This window comes from Paralysiella testudinis (genome assembly GCF_016894345.1).
GTDB lineage: Bacteria > Pseudomonadota > Gammaproteobacteria > Burkholderiales > Neisseriaceae > Paralysiella > Paralysiella testudinis.
In genome coordinates this window covers 829,216-852,578 of sequence record NZ_CP069798.1, presented here as the reverse complement: position 1 = coordinate 852,578, position 23,363 = coordinate 829,216, and the positions used below count along the sequence as shown (strand labels likewise).

The following is a 23,363-nucleotide window of genomic DNA, read 5'->3' as shown; positions in this document are numbered from 1 at the left end:
GTGTGCGCTCCTTATGCTTTCTCGATGTTGACCAAAAAGGTTTTGTATTCCGGCGTTTGAGTGTTGCAGTCGCCCACAAACGGGGTGAGCGAATTCACAATAAACTGCTTCTCGCCGGAAACGTTTACCCAGCCGCCATGCAGCGGAATGCCGATTTGATGCACGGTTTTGCCGTTAATCTGCAAAGGCACCACACGCTTGGTGACCACGGCTTTGGCCTTGATCCAGCCGCGCTTGGAGCTCACTTTCACCCAATCGCCTTTTGCTATGCCTTTTTCTTTGGCCAGCGCTTCGCCGATTTCCACAAATTGCTGCGGCTGCGCAATCATCAGCAGCTTCACTGATTTGGTCCAAAACTGAAAATGCTCGGTGAGCCGGTAAGTGGTGCCCACATGCGGAAATTCTTCGTGCGTGCCGATGCGGTCTTTCACGCTGTCAAACAGGCGCATGGCGGGCGATTGCACCACTTTCGGGTGCAGCGGATTGGTGCCGATGGGCGATTCGAGCGGCTCGTAATGCTCGGGGAAGGGGCCATCCACCAGTTTGCGTGCGCAAAACAGGCGGCCAACGCCTTCTTCGTTCATGATAAACGGATTCATGCCCGAATCGGGAGCAGCATCGGCCTTGAAGTCGGCCACGTCGGCACCGGTCCATTTTTTGCCGTCCCAATGAATCAGTACGCGGTTGGGATCCCACGGCTTGCCGCTGGGGTCGCACGAGGCGCGGTTGTAGAGAATGCGTCGGTTGGCCGGCCACGCCCATGCCCATTTGGGCGTATTACCCAGGCCGCTGTCGGTGTTGTCGCGCCGGTCCATTTGGTTGCCTTGCTGCGTCCACGAACCGGAAAAAATCCAGGTGGCGCATTCGGTGCTGCCGTCGTCGCGCAATTGGGCAAAGCCGTCGAGCAGCTCGCCTTTTTTGCGCACAATATTGCCATCGGCGTCTTTGATGTCGGCCAGTGCATAGCCGTTAGACTCTTTCGCCATTTCTTCCGGCGTGGGGCCGTAAGGGTTTTCATAGCGCCAATGCAGCTTGGTAATCGGCTCCGGGGCGGTGCCGCCCTCTTTTTCATACATCTCTTTCAAGAGCATGTGCAATTCGCCCAAAATCTCCAAATCGGGCAGCGCTTCGCCGGGCGGTTTGGCACCGGGGTGGTGCCATTGCAGCCAGCGCGAAGAATTCACAATCGAGCCGGCTTCTTCGGCAAAACAAGGCGTGGGCAGGCGGAACACTTCGGTTTGGATGCTGGCGGTGTCTACATCGTGCGCATCACCGTGGTTTTGCCAGAAAGTGGCGGTTTCGGTGTCGAGCGGATCCATCACCACCATAAATTTCAGCTTGGAAAATGCCTCGGTTACACGATTGGCATCGGGGAACGAGCCTTGCGCATTAAAGCCCTGCACCAGCAAGCCGTTGATTTTGCCCTGATACATCAGCTCGGTCATTTGCAGCACGTCGTACATTTTGTCCCATTTGGGCAGCCAGTCGTAGCCCCAATTGTTTTCTTTGGTGGCGTTTTCGCCATACATCCATTTCAGGAAGCTGACAAAAAAGGCGGGCGTATTGCTCCAATAATTGAGCTGCCCCGGCTGTAAAGCTTTGGGGGTTTGCTTTTCCAGATAATCGGCAAAAGTGGGGTGGCGGAATTCGTTGGGCAGCACCAAGTAAGCCGGCAGCATGGTGGAGAGCAAGCCCAAATCCGATAAGCCCTGAATATTGGAGTGGCCGCGCAAGGCGTTTACACCGCCGCCGGACATGCCGATATTGCCGAGCAAAAGCTGCACCATGGCCATGGTGCGAATCATTTGCGTGCCGGTGGTGTGTTGCGTCCAGCCCAAGGCATACAGAATGGTGCCGGTTTTATTGGGCGCTGCGGTTTCGCCCCATGCTTTGGCGATGGTGAGGAAATCTTCTTTGCTGGTGCCGCACAGCGTGCTCATCATGTCCAGCGTGTAGCGCGAATAATGCTGCTTGAGCAGCTGCCAAACGCTGCGCGGGTGCTGCAAGGTGGGGTCGGTTTTGGCGTAACCGTCGGCACCCAGCTCGTAAAACCAGCTGTCGTTGTTGTATTGTTTTTTGCCGTCGTCGTAGCCGCTGAACATGCCTTCGTCAAAATCAAAACCTTCGGCCACGATAAAGCTGGCGTTGGTGTAGGCTTTGACATATTCCCACTGGATTTTGTCGTTTTCAATCAGCCAATTGATCAGCGCGCCCAAAAAGGCGATGTCGCTGCCCGAACGCAAGGGTGCATAAAAATCGGCCACGGCGGCGGTGCGGTTGAAACGCGGGTCGACCACATATAATTTGGTGCCTTTTTTCTTTTTCGCTTCAATCACCCATTTAAAACCCACCGGGTGCGCTTCGGCGGCATTGCCGCCCATCACCATAATCATGTCGGCATGCTGGATGTCGACAAAGGTGTTGGTCATCGCACCGCGGCCGAAGGTGGAGGCCAGCGCCGACACGGTGGGGCCGTGGCACACGCGCGCCTGTGCATCGGTGGCCACAATGCCCAGCGAGCGCATCCATTTTTGGGTGAGAATACCGGTTTCGTTGGATGAAGCGGAAGCGGTGAGCATGCCCAAGGTGGGCAGGCGGTGCACCGGTACGCCGTTTTCATTTTGCACAATCAGATTGGCATCGCGGTCGGTTTTGATGTGGCGGGCGATGCGGCTGAGGGCATCGTGCCAGGAAATGCGCTTCCATTCGTTGGTGCCCGGCTCGCGCACTTCGGGAAAATGCAGACGGTTTTTGCTGTGCACAAAATCCAGCAGCGAAGCGCCTTTGGGGCACAAAGAGCCGCGGCTCACCGGATGATCGGGGTCGCCCTCAATGTGGAAGATGGATTTTTTGGCATTTTTGGAGCCGTCGCCCAAGCTATAGAGAATGGTGCCGCAACCCACCGAGCAATAGGTGCAGTTGTTGCGGGTTTCCGAGGCGCGCAATAATTTGTATTGGCGCACTTCGGCCCAGGCGTTGGTGGGCATCATGCCCATAACCGCCAGGCCGGACGCACTGGCGCCCGCAGCGGTAACTTGGAAAAACTGCCGTCGGGTAACTTTCATGGTGGTGTTCCTGCGAATTGCCGGCCATGGCTTGATGATGGCCGTTTATTTTATGGGTTGCGCACGCGGCTGCCGTTTTACAAAGCAAAATCGAGCCGGTGGCTTTGTAATAAATTGTAAGTTATTTGTATAGCCATCGTCTAGTTAGGTTTGGGTATGCAAGCGGTTTTTTATATGTTTATGCTTATTCACTGAAGTGACACACCCGTATCAAGCGTCACTGTTGTTTAGGCTACCTGAAACACATAAATGGATTGCCGAATCCGGCTCGGCAATGATGGGTTTTACCTTTCAGGCAGCCTTTAATGTAATGAGTGCATAGCTTCAGTTATACCAATTCTAAAAAATAACCTAACTGCGTTGGCTCGCCTTGTCGTACTACTTGTACTGTCTGCGGCTCGCCGCCTTGTTATCTTATTTTTTAGAATTGGTATTATTCATATCCACAAAACCAAAATATAAAAAGGCTACCTGAAAACACAAAATGGTTTTCAGGCAGCCTTTGGGCATGATGGCCGCAATCCAATAAAGCGTTACTCACGCACCCAAATACGCCTCTTGTACTTTGGGGTCTTGCAGCAGCATATCGGCGGGGCCGGTCATCAGCATATTGCCGGAATCCATCACATAGCCACGGTCGGCGGCCTGTAGGGCGAGGTTGGCGTTTTGTTCCACCAGCACCACGGTCATGCCTTCTTTCGATACCTTGTCGATTACCTGGAAAATGGTTTCCGTGAGCACCGGCGACAAGCCCATGGAAGGCTCGTCTAGAATCAGCAGTTTGGGCTGGGTCATCAGTGCGCGGGCCATGGCCAGCATTTGCTGTTCGCCGCCGGACATGGTACCCGCCAACTGGTGCGCCCGCTCTTTTAAGCGCGGGAAAGTGGTGAAGGCATAATCAACACCGCGCTCGAAGTCGGCCTTGCTGTCGTGCAAGTAGGCGCCCATTTGCAGGTTTTCCACAATGGTCATGCGGGCAAACACGCCGCGCCCTTCGGGCACCATCACCAAGCCTTGCTTCACCCGATCCCAAGTGGGCATGGTTTTGATGGAGCGGCCGCGAAACAGAATATCGCCCTTCTTAAACGGCAATAAGCCCATCACGGCTTTGAGGGTGGTGGTTTTGCCCGCGCCGTTGGCGCCAATCAGCGTCACCAGCTCGCCCTCGTACACTTCCATACTCACGCCTTTAACCGCTTGGATACCGCCGTAGGCTACCTGTAAATCTTGGATGCTCAACAGCACCGGTTTGTTGTTTTCGGCTTGCATCAATGGCCTCCGCCCAAATACGCTTCAATCACTTTGGGGTCTTTGCGCACATTTTCAGGCAGCCCCTGTGCCAGAATTTTGCCATAGTCGAGCACAGTAAGCTCATCGCACAGCCCCATCACCAATTTCACGTCGTGCTCGATAATCAGGATGGTGACGCCGTCGGCACTGATTTTGCGCAACAGCCCGGTAAGCTCCACTTTTTCGGTGGCGTTCATGCCCGCCGCCGGCTCGTCCAGCGCCAGCAGTTTGGGATCGGTGGCCAGGGCGCGGGCGATTTCCAAGCGACGCTGGTGGCCGTAGGAAAGGTTGCGCGCCACATAGTCGTGATAGCGGCCGATGCCCACATAGTCGAGCAATTCCATGGCACGGGCGCGGATGGCTTTTTCTTCGTCGCGCACCGATTTAAAGCCCAAAATCGAGCCGAGCACGCCGCCTTTGGTGCGCACATGCCGCCCCACCATCACGTTTTCCACTGCCGTCATCTGCCCAAACAGGCGGATGTTTTGAAAGGTGCGCGCAATACCGGCCTTAGCCACTTCGTGCACGGCGGTGGGGCGGTAGGGCTGGCCTTCGAGCACAAATTCGCCCGCATCCGGCTCATACAGCCCGGTAATCACATTGAAAAAAGTGGTTTTCCCGGCACCGTTGGGGCCGATAAGCCCGTATACGGTATTCTTTTTTACTTCGATGCCTACGTCGGACAAGGCTTTCAAGCCGCCAAAGCTTTTATTCACCCCTTTAACCGACAGCATCACTGCATTGTTACTGCTCATTATGCGCTCCCTACACCACTGTGGTGGTGGCCACCGGTTTGTTGTTGATGTCGTCGTCTTTTTTGCGGCTGCGCTCCGGCCGCGGCCACAGGCCGCGCGGGCGGAACAGCATAATCAGCACCATGCACAAGCCCAAAATCAGCTGGCGCAAAATGGCGGTGTCAATAAGCAAGGTGCCGAACAGCGCTTGTTGCAAGGGCTCCACGGTAAAGCGCAGGAATTCCGGCAGCAGGCTGAGCAGCACCGCGCCCAAAATCACCCCCGGAATATGCCCCATGCCGCCGAGCACCACCATGGTGAGAATCACGATGGACTCCATAAACGAAAACGACTCCGGCGAAATAAAGCCCTGAAATGCCGCAAACATGGCACCGGCCACGCCGCCAAAGGTGGCACCCAGCGAAAACGCCAGCAGCTTCACATTGCGCACATTGATGCCCATGGCTTTGGCGGCAATATCGTCTTCCCGCAGCGCCATCCACGCGCGCCCCAAACGCGAAGCTTGCAGGCGGTAGCAGACAAAAATCGAGATGGTAACCAATGCCAAAAACAGGTAGTAATACAAAAACTCTTTAGTTAAGTGGATATTGCCGATGCTGATGGCGCGATCGAGCGGATGGCCGAACACGCTCACCGAGTCGATGCGGTTGATGCCGCGCGGGCCGTTGGTGAGGTTAAAGCCGTCTTTGCCCCAGTTGTTCATAAAGATGCGGATAATCTCGCCAAAGCCCAGCGTTACCAGCGCCAAATAATCGCCGCGCAGCTTTAAAATCGGCGTACCCAGCATAATCCCCGCAATCGCGGCCAGCATTGCCCCCAGCGGAATAATCATCCAATAGGAAAAATGCAGCCCATCAGGGAAGTGCTGCTGGAAAAAGGCGAAGTTATCAGTAAGGTGGCCGGAAGCCAGCAAGGCGGCAGCATAAGCGCCCACGGCATAAAAGGCGATGTAGCCCAAATCCAACAACCCGGCAAAGCCCACCACAATATTCAGCCCCAAGGCCAGCATGATGTAGAGCAAGGCCATATCGATGATGCGCACCCAAGTGGTGCCGCCCAGCTCTTTGGCCACAAACGGCAACACCGCCAACAGCGCAATGCACACGATAATGCCCAACAGCGATTGCTTGGGATTTAATTTATTCAGAAAAAACATGGTTTATCTCCTGTTACGGACTCAATACCAGGTCAGAAATACAGCCAACAAGGCGGCGAGCCGCAGGCAGTACAGTAGTACGACCAGGCAAGCCAACGCCGTTGGCGGTGTTTATGGCCAGGTATTAAGCGCGGTCCGCCACACGTTGGCCTAACAAACCGGACGGGCGGAAAATCAACACCACCACCAGCACCACAAAAGCAAACACGTCTTCGTATTCGGCGCTGATGTAGCCGGCACCCATCGACTCCACCAGCCCCAGCACCAAGCCGCCCACCAGCGCGCCCGGAATATTGCCGATGCCGCCCAGCACTGCGGCGATAAACGCCTTCATGCCGGGAATAAAGCCCATGTAGAAATGCACTTTGCCGCCGTAGTTGGTGGCAAACAGCACCCCGGCCACCGCCGCCAGCGCCGCGCCAATCATAAAGGTGGCCGAAATCACTTTATTCGGGTTCACGCCCATCAGCGCGGTCACGTTCACGTTTTCGGCAGTGGCGCGCATGGCGCGGCCTAATTTAGTGCGGTTCACCAGCACAAACAGGCCGCCCATCATCACAAACGACACCACCACAATGATGATTTCACGCATGGTTACGCCCACATTGCCAAACAGATTGATGCGGTCGGACGGCAGCACTTCGGGGAAGGGGAAATGCTCGCGCCCCCACACCAGCATGGCCAGCGCCTGCAAAATAAACGACATACCGATGGCGGTAATCAGCGGTGCCAGCTTGGGCGCGTGGCGCAGCGGGCGGTAGGCCAGGCGCTCAATCAAAAAGCTGGTAATCATGCAGGCCACCATGGCCGCCAGCATGGCAACCACCAGCGCCAAAATCGGCGACAAGCCCACTTTCAGCAAAATGGTGGTCATGGTCATCGCCACCATGGCGCCAATCATAAACACCTCGCCGTGGGCAAAGTTGATGATGCCCAAAATCCCATAAACCATGGTATAGCCCAGCGCAATCATGGCGTACAAACTGCCCTTGATAATGCCGTTAATCAGCTGCTGGAAAAATAAATCGAATGCGCTCATGGCAAACACTCCGCGTAATGCTGTGGCCGGCTGCCCGGCCAAGATATTGTTATGGCCGCGCAACACCGGTAAAAGCGGTGCCGCAGCGGCAGGTATCTTCAGGCAGCCTGAGTAACAGGAGGCTACCTGAAAAGCCCCGGTAGCAATCACCGGGGCTTTGGGTGGCAAACGCTTACTTCACAATCTCGGCCACTTCCAATTTGTCTTTCACTTCAAAAATGGAAATCGCACCGCCTTTGATGTCGCCCTTGTCGTCAAAAGCGATTTTGCCGATTAAGCCGTCGAACGACACTTTGGGCATGGCCGCGGCAATCGCTTCCGGATCAGTGGAATTGGCCAGCTTCATCGCTTCCACAATCGCAAACGTGGCGTCATAAGAGAAAGGTGAGTAAATTTGCACTTTCTGGCCGGGGAAGGCTTTTTCATAGTCGGTATTAAACTGCGTGCCCTTGGCCATTTGCGACAAAGGCATACCGGCTTGTGAACAAATCACGCCTTTGCCCGCTGCGCCCGACAATTCGATGAATTTATCGGTACAGGCGCCATCGGCACCCACCAGCTTGGCGGTCATGCCCAATTCGCGCATTTGTTTCACCAAGGTGGCTGCGGTGTCGTCCATGCCGCCCCAGAACACATAATCCGGATTTTTAGCCTTGATTTCGGTGAGCACGGCTTTGAAGTCGGTGGTTTTGTCGGTGGCGGCTTCGCGGCTCACCACGGCAGCGCCGCCGGCAGTGATGCTGCTGGCCACTTGGTCGGCCAAACCTTTGCCGTATTGGGTGGCATCATCCAGCACCGCCACATTTTTGCCGCCATGCGCCAGCATAAACTTGGCCAAAGCCGGGCCTTGTTGCGCATCGGTGGCCACCACACGGTAGGCACTCACCGCGCCTTTGGGGGTTTTGCTGCTTTTCAGGGTGTAATCCGGATTGGTGGACGAAGGCGATACCTGCACCAGGCCGTTGTTGGCATACACGGTGCTGGCTGGAATCGATACACCCGAATTCAAATGCCCTACCACGCCCACCACACCGGCATCCACCAGTTTTTGCGCCACAATCGGGCCTTGTTTCGGGTCGCCCGCATCGTCTTCACCCACCAGCGCCAATTTCACTTTTTTGCCGCCGATAACCAAATCGCCTTTGGCATTGATTTCCTGAATCGCCAAAGCCACGCCGTTTTCATTGTCTTTACCCATGTGGGCAATGCCGCCGGTTTTGGGCGCGCCGCTGCCGATTTTGACGCAGATTTCATCTGCCGCCAGCGTGCCGCAAGCCGAATTGTCTTTGGCTGAGGCCGAAGCCGCACCACTGGCGTCACTGGCTACTGCACCCTTATCGGCGCCGCCGCAAGCCGCCAATCCCAACGCTGCTGCCAAAGGCAGGATACGAAAGAGTTTGTTCATAAAAATTATTCCTCGAAATACCCGATTTCAGTTTGATAAATACGGCAATAAGGGCGCGGTACCGATTACAGGCAGAATCGCCCAAAGCCAGAAAGGCCATAAAGACGGCGCGATTATGCGACTGCCGCCAAGGAAAAGCAATATGCCGTTTCATAAAATTGAAATATTCCTTCAAACCGATTAAAACGGCCAATTCAATCTAATTTATTTACAAATAAACAACAAAAAAAGCCGCCATTTCAGGCAGCCTTGCAGATGCAGAAAAATACATCAAAAAAATGCGCAGTAAGCACTTAAAATCACATCACCATGAATGAAACAGCCACATTTAAGCCCCAACAGCAGGCAATTGCAGCCAACGTGTTTTTGCCGATACATCAGCGTTTGCATCAGCAATGCCCACAACTTATCTTAACGTTATCCATACACATGCCGATATCATGGCCCAAAATAGGATTGATTGCCGCTATAATGGCCATGATTTCCATCCATCACCCTCTAAAATCGCCATGACCACCACCGATATCCCCATCCGCTTCGACACCCTGCCCACCGCCAACGGCCAACACCTCGGCATCGCCACGCTGTGGTCAGAAAAATCACTCAACGCCTTAAGTTTGGAGATGATCCGCCCGCTAGCGGCACAATTGCAGCAGTGGCACGATGACAACAACATCGCCGCCGTGCTGCTGCGCGGTGCCGGTGACAAGGCGTTTTGCGCCGGCGGCAACATCCGCCAGCTATACAACAGCATGTTGGCACACCCCACCCTGCCCAACCCCGCCGCCGTTGATTTTTTCGGCCACGAATATGCGCTCTACCGACAAATGCACATGTATGCCAAACCAATTGTGCTGTGGGCCAGCGGCATTGTGATGGGCGGCGGCTTGGGGCTCACCGCAGCGGCCAGCCACCGCATTGTTACCGACACCACCCGCATGGCGATGCCGGAAATCACCATCGGCCTTTATCCGGACGCAGGCGGTTCGTGGTTTTTGCAGCGCATGCCCGCCAAATCGGGGCTGTTTTTGGGGCTTACCGGCATCCCCTTTAATGGCCGCGATGCCATCATCACCAATCTGGGCGACTACGCCATGAGCGCCGATGCCTGGCCGCAACTGCTGGCCGCGCTGCAACAAGCCGATTGGCAAACCCATGCCCGCCACAACCACGCCATTGCCAGCCACACCCTCAACACCCTGCACCAACCGCACAGGCTGCCTGAAAGCCAGCTGTTGCCGCATTTGGAAACCGTGCACGACATCCTCAACGCCGGCGACATCCACGCCGTAGACGAGCGTCTGCGTGCCGGCTTTAGCGACCCGTGGCTGCAACGCGCTGCCGACACCTACAGCCAAGGCTGCCCCGCCACTGCCGCGCTCACCTGGCGCCTATTCGAGCGCGCACGCCACCTGTCCTTAGCGCAAATTCTGCATATGGAGCTGATTGTGTCGCTGCACTGCTGCCACAATGGCGACTTCCAAGAAGGCGTGCGTGCTTTATTGGTAGACAAAGACAAACAGCCGCGCTGGACCCGCAGCTTGGCCGAATGCAGCCCGGCCTATATCGACAGCCATTTTGTCAGCCCGTTTGCGGCAGGCGAACATCCTTTTGATGCTTGGCTGCGGCATTAAACTGCCCGTTTTTCACATTGCCGTTTGCAATGGGGCAAATGAATACAGAAGATACACATGCACTGAAGTAACTGAAATTACCCATCTATAATCCATTGTCATTATTATTTTGTTTAGGCTGCCTGAAACCGTTTGCTGGTGCAAAGCTGTGTTTCAGGCAGCCTTTCTGATATTATTTGTGTTATATCATTACAAAAATAAGCCACAAGCATACCATAGCGGTATTCTGCTGCCCACTCATCGCCACTTATATCGCTCTGCCAGAACCACAGACCAATGGCCGCACTACAATCACTACATCGGCCTAATCAAATCAGCAATTATCTTAATAAATGATTGCAAATAACAATAATTCGCATTATTATGCAAACCCTATGATAAGCGACCGCATCTTAAACCCCACCGTCATTGCCGTGATTGGCGGCCTGCATGCCTTGTTGTTGCTGGGCGCATGGCAGGCCACACCGCCGCAATTGGCCCTCAGCACCGACAGCCTCAGCTATGTGGATTTGTCCGGCTTCTCGCAGGCCGGTGCCGCCACCACTCAGCCGCCTGCACCACCCGCTCAAGCACAGCCCAAGCCCAAACCGCCGGAAAAAGCCAAGCCAGTATTAAAGCCGGTTATCAAACCCGCGCCGCGCAATGATGTAGCGGCAGTGAAGGAGCAAGCCAAGCCGCAGAAACAACCGACCGAGCCAGTGAAACCCACTGCCGAAAACAAAGCCAACCATGCACAGGGCCAGCCGGGCAGCGCTGATGGCGGCGCGGCCACCCAAGGCGGCGGCCAAGGCAGCGGCAGCAGCCAAAACAACGGCGGCAACAGCGGCGGCTCTTTGGTGCCGCCCACCCATATCGGCGGCCATTTGGGCAACCCCAAACCGCCCTATCCGGCTTTGTCGCGCGAAAACGGCGAACAAGGCAGCGTGGGCTTGCGCGTACAGGTGAGTGCCGACGGGCGCGCACAAAGCGTGGCAGTAGTAAAAAGCAGCGGCTATCCGCGCCTGGATCGCTCGGCCAAAAATGCGGTGGAGCGCTACCGTTTCAGCCCCGCCACCCGTGGCGGCGTACCGATTGCCTATAGCTATACCTTTGCGATTAACTTTAGTTTAAAAGAGCGCTAGAGCCTGTTTCTAAGCTTTCAGGCAGCCTTTTAGCCATTGATTTTTGATTTTGATTTTATTACTCACCCCAAACGGACAAACAACATGAATTTAGGACTGGTATTTGAACAAGGCGACGGCGTATTGATTGCCGTGTTTCTGGCCTTGGTGCTGATGAGCATCATCACCTGGGTGGTGATTGTGCTGCGCGGCCTCAAGCTGTGGCAGGCCAAACGCGGCAACCGCCAGGCACACGAGCTGATTTGGAGCGCCACCGATGTGGGGCAGGCCGCCGCACAAGCACGCATTGTGGCCTCGCCCATCAGCGATTTAACCCTTGCCGCCGTTGATGCGCAGCAACAATACCGCCGCGCCCACGGCCAACAACTGGCCGCTGCCGTGCCGCTAAACGACTATCTGGTGCGCCAAATCCGCAACAGCATGACGCAAATTCTGCGCCGCTTCGACGGCGGCCTCACCGCCCTGGCTTCGATTGGCGCCACCGCGCCGTTTATCGGCCTGTTCGGCACCGTGTGGGGCATTTACCACGCCTTAATCAACATCAGCCACAGCGGCCAGATGAGCATTGCCGCCGTGGCCGGCCCCATCGGCGAAGCGCTGGTGGCCACCGCCGCCGGGCTGTTTGTGGCCATTCCCGCCGTGCTGGCCTACAACGCCTTTGTACGCGGCAATAAAACCCTGGCGCAAGACATGGACAACTTCGCCCATGACCTGCACGTGCAACTGCTCAACGACAAGGACTAAACCATGGCCTTTGGCTCAATGAACAGCGGCGATGATGCGCCGATGGCGGAAATCAACGTCACCCCGCTGGTAGACGTGATGCTGGTGCTGCTGATTGTGTTTATGATCACCATGCCGGTGCTCACCCACTCCATTCCCTTGCAACTGCCGGTGGCCGCCGCCCAAGAAAACCCAGCACAGCCCCAAGAGCCGTTGCGCCTGAGCATCGGCAAAGACGGCAGCTATCGGCTGGGCGAACAAGCCGAAAGCCTGCCGCAGCTGCAAGCCCGGCTGCAACAAGTCGCTCGCGACAATCCCGAAGCGGTGTTGGCCATTGCCGCCGACAAAGACGTGGCCTACGACCATGTGGCGCAAGCCCTGGCCGCCGCCCGCGATGCCGGTTTGCATAAAGTGGGCTTTGTTACCGAAGACCCCGGCTAATCCACCCTCTCCCAACAGAGCCGCACCCAAGCGGCCACACCACAAACCCCACTGCTCTTACCCTGCCAATCAAGGCTGCCTGAAAGGCCGCCCTTGGCTGCGCTCGGCCTTTTTCACCCACACCACACAAAGGGATAACCACCAATGAGCAACAAAACACCACCCATTGCCCACAAGCAGGCACGCAAGCACACCACCTTGGTAAGCGCCGGGCTGCTGGCCGCCGCCATGAGCCCAGCCATCGCCCATGCCGAAAGCGAGAGCCGCTTGGAAACCATCGAAGTCCAATCGGATAAGGTCATCCGCAGCGGCTACAAAGCGCCCAACACCACCATCGGCAAACGCACCCAAGATCTGCAAAACATCCCGCAAAGCGCCACCGTCATCAACCAGCAAGTGATGCAAGACCAAGCCACCACCGACTTGAAAGAAGCCTTACGCAATGCCGGCATCACCTTTCAGGCCGGTGAAGGCGGCCAAACCGAAGTGCCGATTATCCGCGGCATGCACGCCGGCGGCGATGTTTACGACGACGGCCTGCGCGGTGCGGCAGCACAATTCAATGCCGACACCTACAACACCGAGCGCGTGGAAGTACTCAAAGGCAGCGCCGCCGCCCTGTTTGGCCGTGGTGCCGCCGGCGGCGTAATCAACCAAGTCAACAAATCGCCCTATATCGGCACCGGCGGCGATTTTGCCGTGGGCTTGGGCACACAAGGCTTTAAGCGCATCACCGCCGATGTGAATTACGCCTTCAACGACGACATCGCCGTGCGCCTGAACGCCATGGGCGAAAATGCCGACAGCCGCCGCAAAATCGCCGAAACGCAAAAATGGGGCATTGCGCCGTCGATTGCCTTCGGCTTAAGCGGCGACACCCAATTTGAGCTGGCCTACAAATACGATGTAGAAAACAACCGCCCCGATTTGGGCGTACCCTATGTCACCACCGGAGATAAGCAAAAAATCGCTCCGGTGGCGGCGGTGGATCAATTTTTCGGCTACAACACCGACTTTGAAGACATCAAACGCAGCGCACTCACCGCCAAGTTTGATCATAAATTCACCGATAATATCAGCATCAACAACACCTTGCGCTACAGCAAAAGCGATTACGATTTGATGGTGTACGCACCGAGGATTCTGCGCGGGCAAGACAACGGCGACAACAGCATTGTCGGCCGCGCCCTCAACGGCATGAAAACCACCAAATACGATGCCAACACCCTCACCAACCACACCGATTTCAATGCCAAATTCGACACCGGCAGCCTGAAACACGATGTATTGGTGAACTTAGAGCTCACGCGCGAAAAACGCAACAACTACGGCATTGCCAATCTGCGTTTCTGGAACACAGACGGTACCGCCGCCAGCGCCAACCCCTACGGCTTTCACCACGGCGCCCCCAACGAGCGCTACCACTTCAGCCGTGATGTCGATAAATCCAGCGTGCTCACCACCCGCACCGTGGGCGTGGGCGTGAGCGATATTGTGGAAATCAGCCCGCAGTTCAAAGCCATTGCCGGCGTGCGCTTTAACCACATCAAAACCGAAAACAGCCCCACCAACGGCAGCGGCAGCCAAGCGCGCACCGACAATCTGTGGACGTATAACGGCAGCCTGATTTGGGATTGGATGCAGGGGCATAATGCCTACCTTACCTACAGCACCGCCGTTACCCCGGTGGCGTATCGCGTGAGCGGCCAATCCGATTCACTGGATCCCTCGCAGCTGGTTGCCGCGCCGGAAAAAACCCGCACCATCGAATTGGGCAGCAAAAACGCCTTCTTCGATGATGCGCTCACCGTAAACGCCGCCCTATTCCATACCAAAAAAACCCAGCAATACTATCGCGATGCCGGTTTTATTGATGATGTCACAGTGTATGGCTTAGACATGGAAGTGGCCGGCCGCGTAAGCGATAAATTAAACCTTATCGGCAATCTGGTGTGGGCCAACGGCAAAATGACCGCCACCGGCGACCCTGCCACCGAGCAGCTCAACGGCCACTTCCCCGAAGCGGCGGCCAAATTCACCGCCAATGTGTGGGGCAACTACCGCATCACCGACCACATTAACGCCGGTTTGGGCCTGCGCCATGTGGGCAAACGCTACACTCACAGCCGCGCCGCCGATGTGCAGCTGCTGCCCTCTTACACCGTAGCCGATGCGATGGTGAGCTACGAAAACAAAAACTACCGCGCCCAGCTTAATGTAAACAATGTGTTCGACAAAAAGCACTTCACCACCGGCCACCGCCAGCAAGCCATCCCCGGCGAACGCCGCGCCGTGGTGATGACTTTGGGTTATAAGTTTTAAAGCCAAAGGCTACCTGAAAACGGTGTGTACGCCGCATTTTCAGGTAGCCTTTATCTATCGAACTAATACCAATTCTACAAAATAAGATAACAAGGCGGCGAGCTGAAGACAGTACAAGTAGTACGGCAAGGCGAGCCAACGCAGTTGGGTTATTTTGTAGAATTGCTATAAACATTAAACACGCCGAAAGTACCTTATGCTGCTCCATATCGAAAACGTTCTCAGCGCCGATGAATTGGCGCATGCACAAGCCCTTCTGGCCGATGCGCCCTGGGCCGACGGCAAAATCACCGCCGGCAGCCAATCCGGCCAAGTTAAAAACAACCTGCAATTGCCACAACACAGCGAAGCCGGGCAAGCCTTGTCGCAGCTGGTAAAAGCGGCGGTGCTGCGCAACAGCACCTTTTTTTCCGCCACTCTGCCGCACACCGTGTTCCCGCCTTTAATCAACTGCTATCAACCAGGGCAGAATTTCGGCAATCACATCGACAACGCCGTGCGCAGCGACCCCTACAACGGCCAATGGGTGCGCACCGATGTGTCCAGCACCTTGTTTCTCAATAATCCCGACGACTACGACGGCGGCGAGCTGATTATCGAAGACAACTACGGCAGCCACAGCGTTAAACTCGCCGCCGGTGATATGGTGGTTTACCCCGCCACCAGCCTGCACCGCGTTACCCCGGTGCGCCGCGGCCAGCGCGTGGCCAGCTTTTTTTGGACCCAATCGATGATTGCCAGCGACGAAAAACGCACCCTGTTGTTCGATATGGATCGCGCCATCTCCACCCTACGCAGCCGCCACGGCGAAACCGAAGAGCTGGTGCTGCTCACCGGCACTTACCACAACCTGCTGCGGCAATGGGCGCAAATCTGATGTTGGATGTATAAAAAACCGCCACGGCAAATACCGTGGCGGTTTTAGATTTAGGCTGCCTGAAAACACAGCGGCGTTATGATTAGGCTTTTACCACCAGTGTTTTAGCCAACATATCCTGCAAGGTGCGGCGATTGTTGCCATCAAGGAAAATCATCACCAGCAACGCAATGGCAGCGCCAATGCTGATTAATACGCCCAAGAAAGGAATCATGCCCAATACCGTCAAAATAATGTTGTACACGATTTCACGCAGCAACACCGTGCCCACAAAGCCAGGATTGTCGCCCTCCAGTGTCACCACTTTGATGCCCAACAGTTTTTTGCCCAGCGATTGGCCGGTTTTGCTCATCAATATGGCCTGATAAATACCCCATGCCAACAACAACACGGCCGAGATGCCTATCCACATCACACCACTTTCGCCATTGCTGTCGCCCATCATGGCGGTACCAACAAACAACGGCACATACAGCACCATGGTAATCAGGCTGTTAATCAACACCGCGCCGATACGCTGCCACGGGCTGGCCAGCTCCACTTCGTTGTCTTGTATATCATTTTCCTGCACCTCCACTGCTGTGGATTGATATGCTTCGCGAAAATCCTGCATGTTACACCCTCCTTTGGCCATCAATGCCATTTTTAGTAAATTAAATTTGAACCAATACTGCGTTGGCTCGCCTTGCCGTACTAGCCGTACTGTCTGCGGCTCGCCGCCTTGTCTTGATTCAAATTTAATCCACTATACAAAAAAAGCAGCGTGCGTACACGCTGCCTGAATTGCTGATATTAACGAATCACGCCACGCTCAGACACGGCAAAAAAGTCTTTGAATACCGCCAGCTCCGGTGCGGTGTCGGCCAGCGCCACGATTTGTGCCCGCGCTTCTTCGTAAGGCAGGCCTTGGCGGTAGAGGATTTTATACACGTTTTTGATGTTGGCGATTTGCTCGGCGCTAAAACCGCGCCGCTTGAGGCCCTCGGTATTCAAACCGGCCGGTTCGGCGCGGTAGCCTGCGGCCATCACATAAGGCGGCACGTCTTTGTGTACCCCGGCGGCAAAGGCGGTCATGGCGTGTTCGCCGATAATACAGAATTGGTGTACCAGCGAATAGCCGCCCAGAATCACCCAGTCGTTGATGGTTACATGTCCGGCCAGCGAGGCGTTGTTGGCAAAAATGGTGTGATTGCCCACCACGCAATCGTGTGCCAGATGCACATAAGCCATAATCCAGTTGTCGTTGCCCACGCGGGTTTCGCCGATACCGGTAACGGTGCCGAGGTTGAAGGTGGTGAATTCGCGGATGGTGTTGTTGTTGCCGATAATCAGCCGGGTGGGCTCACCGGCGTATTTTTTGTCTTGCGGCACCGCGCCGAGCGAGGCGAATTGGAAAATGGTGTTGTGCTCACCAATGGTGGTGTGCCCTTCAATCACCGCGTGCGCACCGATGCTGGTGCCCGCGCCAATTTGCACATGCGCGCCAATCACCGTATACGGCCCCACGCGCACGCTGCTGTCCAGCTCGGCTTTAGGGTCGACGATGGCGGTGGAGTGAATCAAGCTCATACAGGGTCTTTCCGGGAATGAAGTAAAGTGGTCACGTTTTTGGCCTGCTTCAGCCAAGTATTTGGCCTAGCGGATACCGAAAAGTTCAGGCTGCCTGAAAGGCAATCTGCCGTGTGATTACATATCCACTTTACGGCGGGCGCACATAATCTCGGCTTCGGCAGCCACCTGGCCGTCTACTTTGGCCACTGCCTTGAATTTACCGATGTCGCGCTTTTGCGTCATCAATTCGATTTCAAAGGTGAGCTGGTCGCCCGGCACCACTTGGCGCTTGAAGCGCGCCTTGTCGATGCCAACAAAAAAGTAGATTTCATCATCTTGACGCCCACCATGGCTCACAATCGCCAGCGTACCCGCCGCCTGCGCCATCGCTTCGATAATCAGCACCCCCGGCATTACCGGAAAATCAGGGAAATGGCCCTGAAAAAACGGCTCGTTAACGGTCACGTTTTTAATCGCGGTGAGGCTTTTGCTGATTTCAAAATCCAGCACGCGGTCAATCAGCAAAAACGGGTAGCGGTGCGGCAGCAGTTTTTGCAAAGTACGGATGTCAAGCGGCAGTGAAAAATCCATGGCGTTATTCCTGTGTATCTGGCGTGTTCGGCGTTTCAGGCAGCGCCCGTGCCAGTTTTTTGATTTTCTTGTGCCATTCGTTTAAATGGCGCAGGTGCACGGCATTGCGCACCCAATCTTTATGTTGTTGCAAGGGGTAAGACGACGCATAATGCCCCGCTTCTTTAATGCTGTGGCTCACCAGCGTGCCGCCGCCAATTACGGTGTGGTCGGCAATGTGAATGTGGCCCACAAACATGGCCGCGCCGCCGATGATGCAGTAAGCGCCGATTTCGGTGCTGCCGGCAATGCCCACGCACGCGGCAATGGCGGTGTGGGCGCCGATTTTAACATTGTGGGCAATCTGCACCAAATTGTCGATGCGCACCCCGTGGCCGATTTCGGTATCGGCCAGTGCGCCGCGGTCGATGGTGGTGTTGGCACCGATTTCCGCATCGTCGCCAATCTGCACCGCACCCATTTGCACGATTTTATACCAGCAGCGGTTTTGCTTGTCCCAAGCATTGCCAAAGCCATCCGCGCCGATAACACAGCCCGAATGCAGCACCACCCGATTGCCCAAGCGGCAAGCGGCATATAAGGTAACGCGCGGATGCAGCAAGCAGGCTTCGCCAAGCACACAATCATTTTCAATCACGCAACCGGCCAACACACGGCAACCGGCGCCAATCACCACATTAGCGCCAATCACCACATGGGCGCCGATTTCACAATCGGGGGCAATGCAGGCGCTGGCATCAACCACCGCAGTGGGGTGAATACCCGGCAAGGCTGCCTGAAGCGGATGCAGTAAGCGCGCCACGCGGGCAAAATACAGATAAGGGTCGTCGGCCACAATCAAGCTGCGCGCGGCAGTAAATTCCGCCGCCATTTTCGGCGACACAATCAAGATACCGGCAGGGCTGGCCAAGGCATCGGCCTTGAATTTGGGATTGCTCAAAAAGCTGATGTCGCCGCTGGCGGCTGCGGCCAACGCAGACAGGCGCGACACCGCCACATCGGCACCGCGCCCTTCGCCACCCAAAGTGGCCGTGATTTCACTTAATAACCAGGATGTTTTCATCTTTCAGGCAGCCTGTTTATTTTGCATTCAAGGCTTTAATCACCACATCGGTAATATCAAACTGTTTATTCACAAAGATTGCATCTTGCAAAATCAGGTCGTAGCCTTCCTTGCGTGCCAAATCCACAATCACCCGATTGGCGTTTTGCTGCAAAGAGGCAAACTCCTCATTGCGGCGCAGATTGTAGTCTTCGGCCAGTTGCGCTGATTTCAGGCGGTATTCCCGATCCATGGCAATAAGCTTTTGCGCCTGCGCTTCACGCTCGGATTCGGCTACCTTGCCGCCCTCCAGCGCTTCTTTCAGGCGTAAGCCCTCGGTTTGCAGTTGCTGCAACTGGCTCTGCCGGGCAGCAAATTCCTTGTCCAGCGTTTGTTGAATCGCCTGCGCCTGCCGCGATTCCTGATACACGCGGCCGGTGTCGATAAAACCGAGTTTCTGCACGCCCTCGGCTCCGGCGGTGGCCGCCAAACCCAGCATAAGCGCCAGCAGCGTGCCTTGTAATAATTTCATCATCACCATCCTTGTGCCGCAACCGTTAGAACGTAGTACCCAATTGGAATTGGAACCGCTGAATTTGGTCTTCCGGTTTTTTCTTAATCGGATAAGCATAGCTGAACTTCATCGGCCCCAAGGGCGACAGCCAAGTGACCGCTGCACCGGCGGAATAGCGCAGCTCGTTGCTGAAGCTTGATTTGTGTTCACCCGTATAGGCGCCATTAGTGCCATTGGGATTTTCAGTACTATACGGAAGTGCATTATAAGTTTGTCCGTCCCACACACTACCGGCATCGGCAAACAGGCTTAAGCGCACGGTGCGCTGATCTTTGATGCCCGGCAGCGGAAACAGCAATTCGGCACCGGCATAAGCCTTGTAATTGCCGCCGTAGCTGCTGCTAGTGCTGCTGTATGAATTGTCGATATATTGGGTTTTGAATTTCGGCCCCAAGCTGCCGTTTTCATAGCCGCGTACCGAGCCTAAACCGCCGCCATAGAAATTCTGGAAGAAGGGCAGTTTTTTGGTTTTGCCGTAGCTGTTGGCATAACCGACTTCGCCGCCCAACATCAGGGTGAAATCTTTGCTTAAGGGGAAAAACCATTTTTGGTCGTGGGTGAGGCTGTAATATTGCAGGCCGCCACCGGGCAGGCCGCTGTCCAGATTCACACTAGTGCTATAGCCGCGCGTCGGCCACAGAGCGCTGTCGGTTTTATTGCGCCCCCAGCCCACATTGCCTTTGACAATCCAGTTGTTTTCACCGTTTTGGCTAACAAATTCCTGATAGCGCTGCGGCGGATTTTGATACAGCTTCACACCCAAGCGCTCCACACCAAGGCCGAAATTCACGCGGTCGTATTCGGTTACCGGCACGCCCATGCGCGCACCAATACCATAAGTATCGGTTTTGTAGCCCAAGCGGTTGCTATCTGATTTAGACGGATTGTAGCTACGGTAATAGATATCGTAGCCCAAGCTCACGCCATCCGGGGTGAAATAGGGATCGGTAAACGACAATGAAGCCTGTTTGCTCACCTTGGCGTTGGACACGCGGGCGCTCACCGATTTGCCTGTGCCAAACAGATTGTCTTGCGATACACCAGCAGACAACACCAAGCCGTCATTCTGCACCCAGCCGGCCGCCACTTCCAAAGAGCCGGTGGCACGCTCGTTCACCGACATAGCCAAATCCACCTGATCTGGCGTACCGGCTACCGGCTGCGCATCTATCTGTACATTGTCAAAATAACCCAACAACTCCACGCGTTCGCGTGAGCGCTGGATTTTGGATACATCGTAGGGCGCACTTTCCATTTGGCGTAATTCGCGGCGCACCACTTCATCGCGGGTTTTGTTGTTGCCACTGATGTTAATGCGGTTCACATATACTTTGCGATCCGGCACCACGAATAAGGTAAAGTCCACCACGCCGGTTTCGGGGTTGGCCTGCGGGCGCACATCGATTTGGCTAAACGCATAACCGGCCGAGCCCATGCGGTCTTGCATGGTTTTGAGGCTGTCCATCATTTTCGAGCGGTCGTACCAGCGGCCTTCTTTCATGGTGAGCAGTTTTTCCAGCTCGGCCTTGGGCACTTCGCGGGTATCGCCTTCAATCGCCACTTTGCCCCAGCGGTAACGCTGGCCTTCGTGCACATCCACCTTGATGGTTTGCGCTTTTTTGTCTTCACTCATCGCCACATCCACATGGGTGATGCGGAAATCAAAATAGCCGTTGTTTTGGTAAAAATCGTTGATGCTTTCCAAATCTTGGCGGAATTTGGTGTCGGAAAAGCGGTTGCTTTTGGAAATCCAAGTAAACAGACCCCCCTCGCTCAGCGACATCTGATTACGCAACTGGCGGTCGGAATAACGCTCGTTGCCATTAAATTCAATGTCGGTAATGGTGGTGGTGGGGCCTTCGTCGATTTTCACGTCCACCGCCACGCGGTTGCGCTCCAACCGGGTGATTTCCGGGGTGATACTCACCGAATTTTTGCCGCGGTTGCGGTATTCCTGCTGCAAACCAGCAATAGCCTGATTGAGTGTGGCTTGGTTAAACGAGCGCGATTGTCCCAAGCCGAAGGCATCCAGATTTTTACGGATGGCGTCGTTGGAAAGGGTTTTGCCGCCGGTCACGTTCAGGCTGCTGATTACCGGACGCTCCACCACGGTGAGCAACACTTGGTTGCCCAAAGTTTCCACGCGCACATCGTCAAAAAAGCCGGTAGCGTAGAGGTTTTTAATGATTTCTTCGCCCTGCACTTCGGTAAAGGTGTCACCCACCTTTACCGGCAGGTAATTAAACACGGTGGCCGGCTCGGTGCGTTGCAGGCCTTCCACACGGATGTCCTGAATGGTAAACGGAGCCGCTGCCAAGGCCACACTGGCATGGCCCAATGCCATTAATACGGCGGTTAAGTGTTTCAATTTCATGGTTTATCCAAATAATCGGGTGATATCGTTAAAAAACGCCACAAACATCAGCATCAGCATCATGGCAATGCCCAGCCGCAAGCCGATTTGCTGCGCACGCTCGCTTACCGGCTTGCCGCGCAGCCACTCGAAGGCATAATACAACAAATGCCCGCCGTCCAATACCGGAATAGGCAACAAATTGAGGATGCCCAAACTGACACTCACCAGCGCCAAAAATTCCACATAGCTTTGCAAGCCGATGGCCGCGGTTTTTCCGGCCACATCGGCAATGGTAATCGGGCCGGAAATATGGCTTAAAGAAGCCTGCCCGGTGAGCAGCTTGCCGAAAAACTGCAAGGTGAGCACCGAGTAATCCCAGGTTTTTTGCGCCCCCATAGCAAAAGCGGCGGCTACACCGGGCACATAACGATGGCGCACTTGGGCATCCCAAGCCTCATCGTTCATGGCGCCCACGCCCACGCGGCCGATAATTTGGCCGTTTACCACCGTAGAATCCGGGCGCAGCTCGGTTTGGTATTGGTTGCCGTCGCGCTCGTAGCTTACGGTCAGTTTTTGCCCGGCGCTGCGGCGCACTTTTTCTACCCAGCTTTGCCAATCAGCCACGCCTTCGCCGTCAATCGCCAGCAAAGTGTCACCTTTTTTCAAACCGGCTTTATCCGCCGGGCTGCCCGGCACTACTTCGCCGATGCGGTTGACAATTTTAAACGGCATCAAGCCGATAAAGCCGCCGCGCTTGGCCGCTTCGGCCGCTTGCGGCGTACCGGCAGCATCAATGACACGCTGTGCCGGCTGGCCATCATCGGTTTGCACCGCCACATTCACTTTGCCCGCATCCAGATTGAGCACCATTTCGGTTTGTGCCTGCCCCCAATCTTGCACCGGCTTTTGATTCACCGATTCAATGCGGTCGCCCGGCTGGAAACCGGCCTGTGCCGCAATCGATGCCGGCTCCACCATACCCACCCACGGGCGGATGTCGGTAACGCCAAAGCTGAAGCTGGCGCCAAACAGCACAATCGCCAGCACCAAATTGGTAATCGGCCCGGCGGCCACAATCGCCATGCGCTTGGCCGGATGCTGGCGGTCAAACGCGTAGGGCAAATCGGCCTCGGCCACATTGCCTTCGCGCGTGTCTACCATTTTAACGTAGCCGCCCAAAGGAATCGGCGCCAAACACCATTCGGTGTCGCCCACTTTCTTTTTGAAAAAAGGCGTGCCAAAGCCCACGCTGAAGCGCTGCACTTTCACCCCAAACAGCCGCGCCACGGCAAAATGCCCCAATTCATGCAGGCTCACCAAAATCAAAATGGCACTGATAAATGCAATAACGGTTAACAAATTAATCCTTCGTTGTTTAAATGCGCTCACCGCGTTTCAGGCAGCCTGAAGCCGCCACAAAC

Annotated in this window: 19 protein-coding genes; 6 read left to right on the top strand and 13 right to left on the bottom strand. The window is 55.4% G+C overall.

Going from position 1 to position 23,363, the window contains the following annotated elements:
* Window positions 1–11: 11 nt before the first annotated feature.
* From fdnG to JQU52_RS04260, 6 genes are all read right to left on the bottom strand, one after another.
* Window positions 12–3,065: a formate dehydrogenase-N subunit alpha gene (gene fdnG, locus JQU52_RS04285; protein WP_230339908.1), complete on the bottom strand. Its 3,054-nt coding sequence runs from the start codon at window positions 3,063–3,065 to the stop codon at window positions 12–14.
* A gap of 537 nt (window positions 3,066–3,602) precedes the next feature.
* Complete coding sequence (locus tag JQU52_RS04280; protein WP_230339907.1) at window positions 3,603–4,334, bottom strand: ABC transporter ATP-binding protein; 732 nt, start codon at window positions 4,332–4,334, stop codon at window positions 3,603–3,605.
* Entirely contained in the window at window positions 4,334–5,110 is a 777-nt protein-coding gene (locus JQU52_RS04275; protein WP_230339906.1) for an ABC transporter ATP-binding protein, read from the bottom strand. The genes JQU52_RS04280 and JQU52_RS04275 overlap by 1 nt, the downstream gene beginning before the upstream one ends.
* Before the next feature lie 10 nt (window positions 5,111–5,120).
* On the bottom strand, window positions 5,121–6,266 hold the full coding sequence (locus JQU52_RS04270; protein WP_230339905.1) for an ABC transporter permease subunit: 1,146 nt from the start codon (window positions 6,264–6,266) through the stop codon (window positions 5,121–5,123).
* A gap of 124 nt (window positions 6,267–6,390) precedes the next feature.
* Complete coding sequence (locus tag JQU52_RS04265; RefSeq protein ID WP_230339904.1) at window positions 6,391–7,305, bottom strand: branched-chain amino acid ABC transporter permease; 915 nt, start codon at window positions 7,303–7,305, stop codon at window positions 6,391–6,393.
* 172 nt (window positions 7,306–7,477) lie between these two features.
* Window positions 7,478–8,710 carry a branched-chain amino acid ABC transporter substrate-binding protein gene (locus JQU52_RS04260; protein ID WP_230339903.1) on the bottom strand — a complete coding sequence of 411 codons (1,233 nt, stop codon included), beginning with the start codon at window positions 8,708–8,710 and terminating at the stop codon, window positions 7,478–7,480.
* 440 nt (window positions 8,711–9,150) lie between these two features.
* Between JQU52_RS04260 and JQU52_RS04255 the strand changes: the two genes are divergently transcribed.
* The 6 genes from JQU52_RS04255 to JQU52_RS04230 all read left to right on the top strand — a co-directional run bounded on the left by JQU52_RS04255 (window position 9,151) and on the right by JQU52_RS04230 (window position 15,828).
* Window positions 9,151–10,344 carry an enoyl-CoA hydratase/isomerase family protein gene (locus JQU52_RS04255; protein ID WP_230339902.1) on the top strand — a complete coding sequence of 398 codons (1,194 nt, stop codon included), beginning with the start codon at window positions 9,151–9,153 and terminating at the stop codon, window positions 10,342–10,344.
* 374 nt (window positions 10,345–10,718) lie between these two features.
* The gene (locus JQU52_RS04250; protein ID WP_230339901.1) at window positions 10,719–11,465 is read left to right on the top strand and encodes an energy transducer TonB; all 747 of its coding nucleotides are present in this window, start codon (window positions 10,719–10,721) and stop codon (window positions 11,463–11,465) included.
* 84 nt (window positions 11,466–11,549) lie between these two features.
* Window positions 11,550–12,209, top strand: coding sequence for a MotA/TolQ/ExbB proton channel family protein (locus JQU52_RS04245; RefSeq protein WP_230339900.1), 660 nt, complete (start codon window positions 11,550–11,552; stop codon window positions 12,207–12,209).
* Window positions 12,210–12,212: 3 nt separating this feature from the next.
* Entirely contained in the window at window positions 12,213–12,629 is a 417-nt protein-coding gene (locus tag JQU52_RS04240; protein WP_230339899.1) for an ExbD/TolR family protein, read from the top strand.
* 144 nt (window positions 12,630–12,773) lie between these two features.
* Window positions 12,774–14,951, top strand: coding sequence for a TonB-dependent receptor (locus JQU52_RS04235; protein ID WP_230339898.1), 2,178 nt, complete (start codon window positions 12,774–12,776; stop codon window positions 14,949–14,951).
* 196 nt (window positions 14,952–15,147) lie between these two features.
* Complete coding sequence (locus JQU52_RS04230) at window positions 15,148–15,828, top strand: Fe2+-dependent dioxygenase (RefSeq protein WP_230339897.1); 681 nt, start codon at window positions 15,148–15,150, stop codon at window positions 15,826–15,828.
* A gap of 82 nt (window positions 15,829–15,910) precedes the next feature.
* Here JQU52_RS04230 and JQU52_RS04225 read toward each other — a convergent pair whose 3' ends face one another.
* From JQU52_RS04225 to rseP, 7 genes are all read right to left on the bottom strand, one after another.
* Entirely contained in the window at window positions 15,911–16,441 is a 531-nt protein-coding gene (locus JQU52_RS04225) for an RDD family protein (RefSeq protein WP_230339896.1), read from the bottom strand.
* Between the two features lie 179 nt (window positions 16,442–16,620).
* Window positions 16,621–17,397, bottom strand: coding sequence for an acyl-ACP--UDP-N-acetylglucosamine O-acyltransferase (lpxA, locus tag JQU52_RS04220; RefSeq protein ID WP_230339895.1), 777 nt, complete (start codon window positions 17,395–17,397; stop codon window positions 16,621–16,623).
* 117 nt (window positions 17,398–17,514) lie between these two features.
* Entirely contained in the window at window positions 17,515–17,970 is a 456-nt protein-coding gene (gene fabZ / locus JQU52_RS04215; protein ID WP_230339894.1) for a 3-hydroxyacyl-ACP dehydratase FabZ, read from the bottom strand.
* A gap of 4 nt (window positions 17,971–17,974) precedes the next feature.
* Window positions 17,975–19,033 (bottom strand): UDP-3-O-(3-hydroxymyristoyl)glucosamine N-acyltransferase, encoded by a 1,059-nt coding sequence (gene lpxD, locus JQU52_RS04210; protein ID WP_230339893.1) that lies wholly within the window; start codon window positions 19,031–19,033, stop codon window positions 17,975–17,977.
* A 16-nt stretch (window positions 19,034–19,049) separates the two neighbouring features.
* Complete coding sequence (locus tag JQU52_RS04205) at window positions 19,050–19,544, bottom strand: OmpH family outer membrane protein (protein WP_230340520.1); 495 nt, start codon at window positions 19,542–19,544, stop codon at window positions 19,050–19,052.
* 25 nt (window positions 19,545–19,569) lie between these two features.
* Window positions 19,570–21,960 (bottom strand): outer membrane protein assembly factor BamA, encoded by a 2,391-nt coding sequence (bamA, locus tag JQU52_RS04200; protein WP_230339892.1) that lies wholly within the window; start codon window positions 21,958–21,960, stop codon window positions 19,570–19,572.
* A gap of 3 nt (window positions 21,961–21,963) precedes the next feature.
* Window positions 21,964–23,301 carry an RIP metalloprotease RseP gene (gene rseP / locus JQU52_RS04195; protein WP_230339891.1) on the bottom strand — a complete coding sequence of 446 codons (1,338 nt, stop codon included), beginning with the start codon at window positions 23,299–23,301 and terminating at the stop codon, window positions 21,964–21,966.
* Window positions 23,302–23,363: the final 62 nt, after the last annotated feature.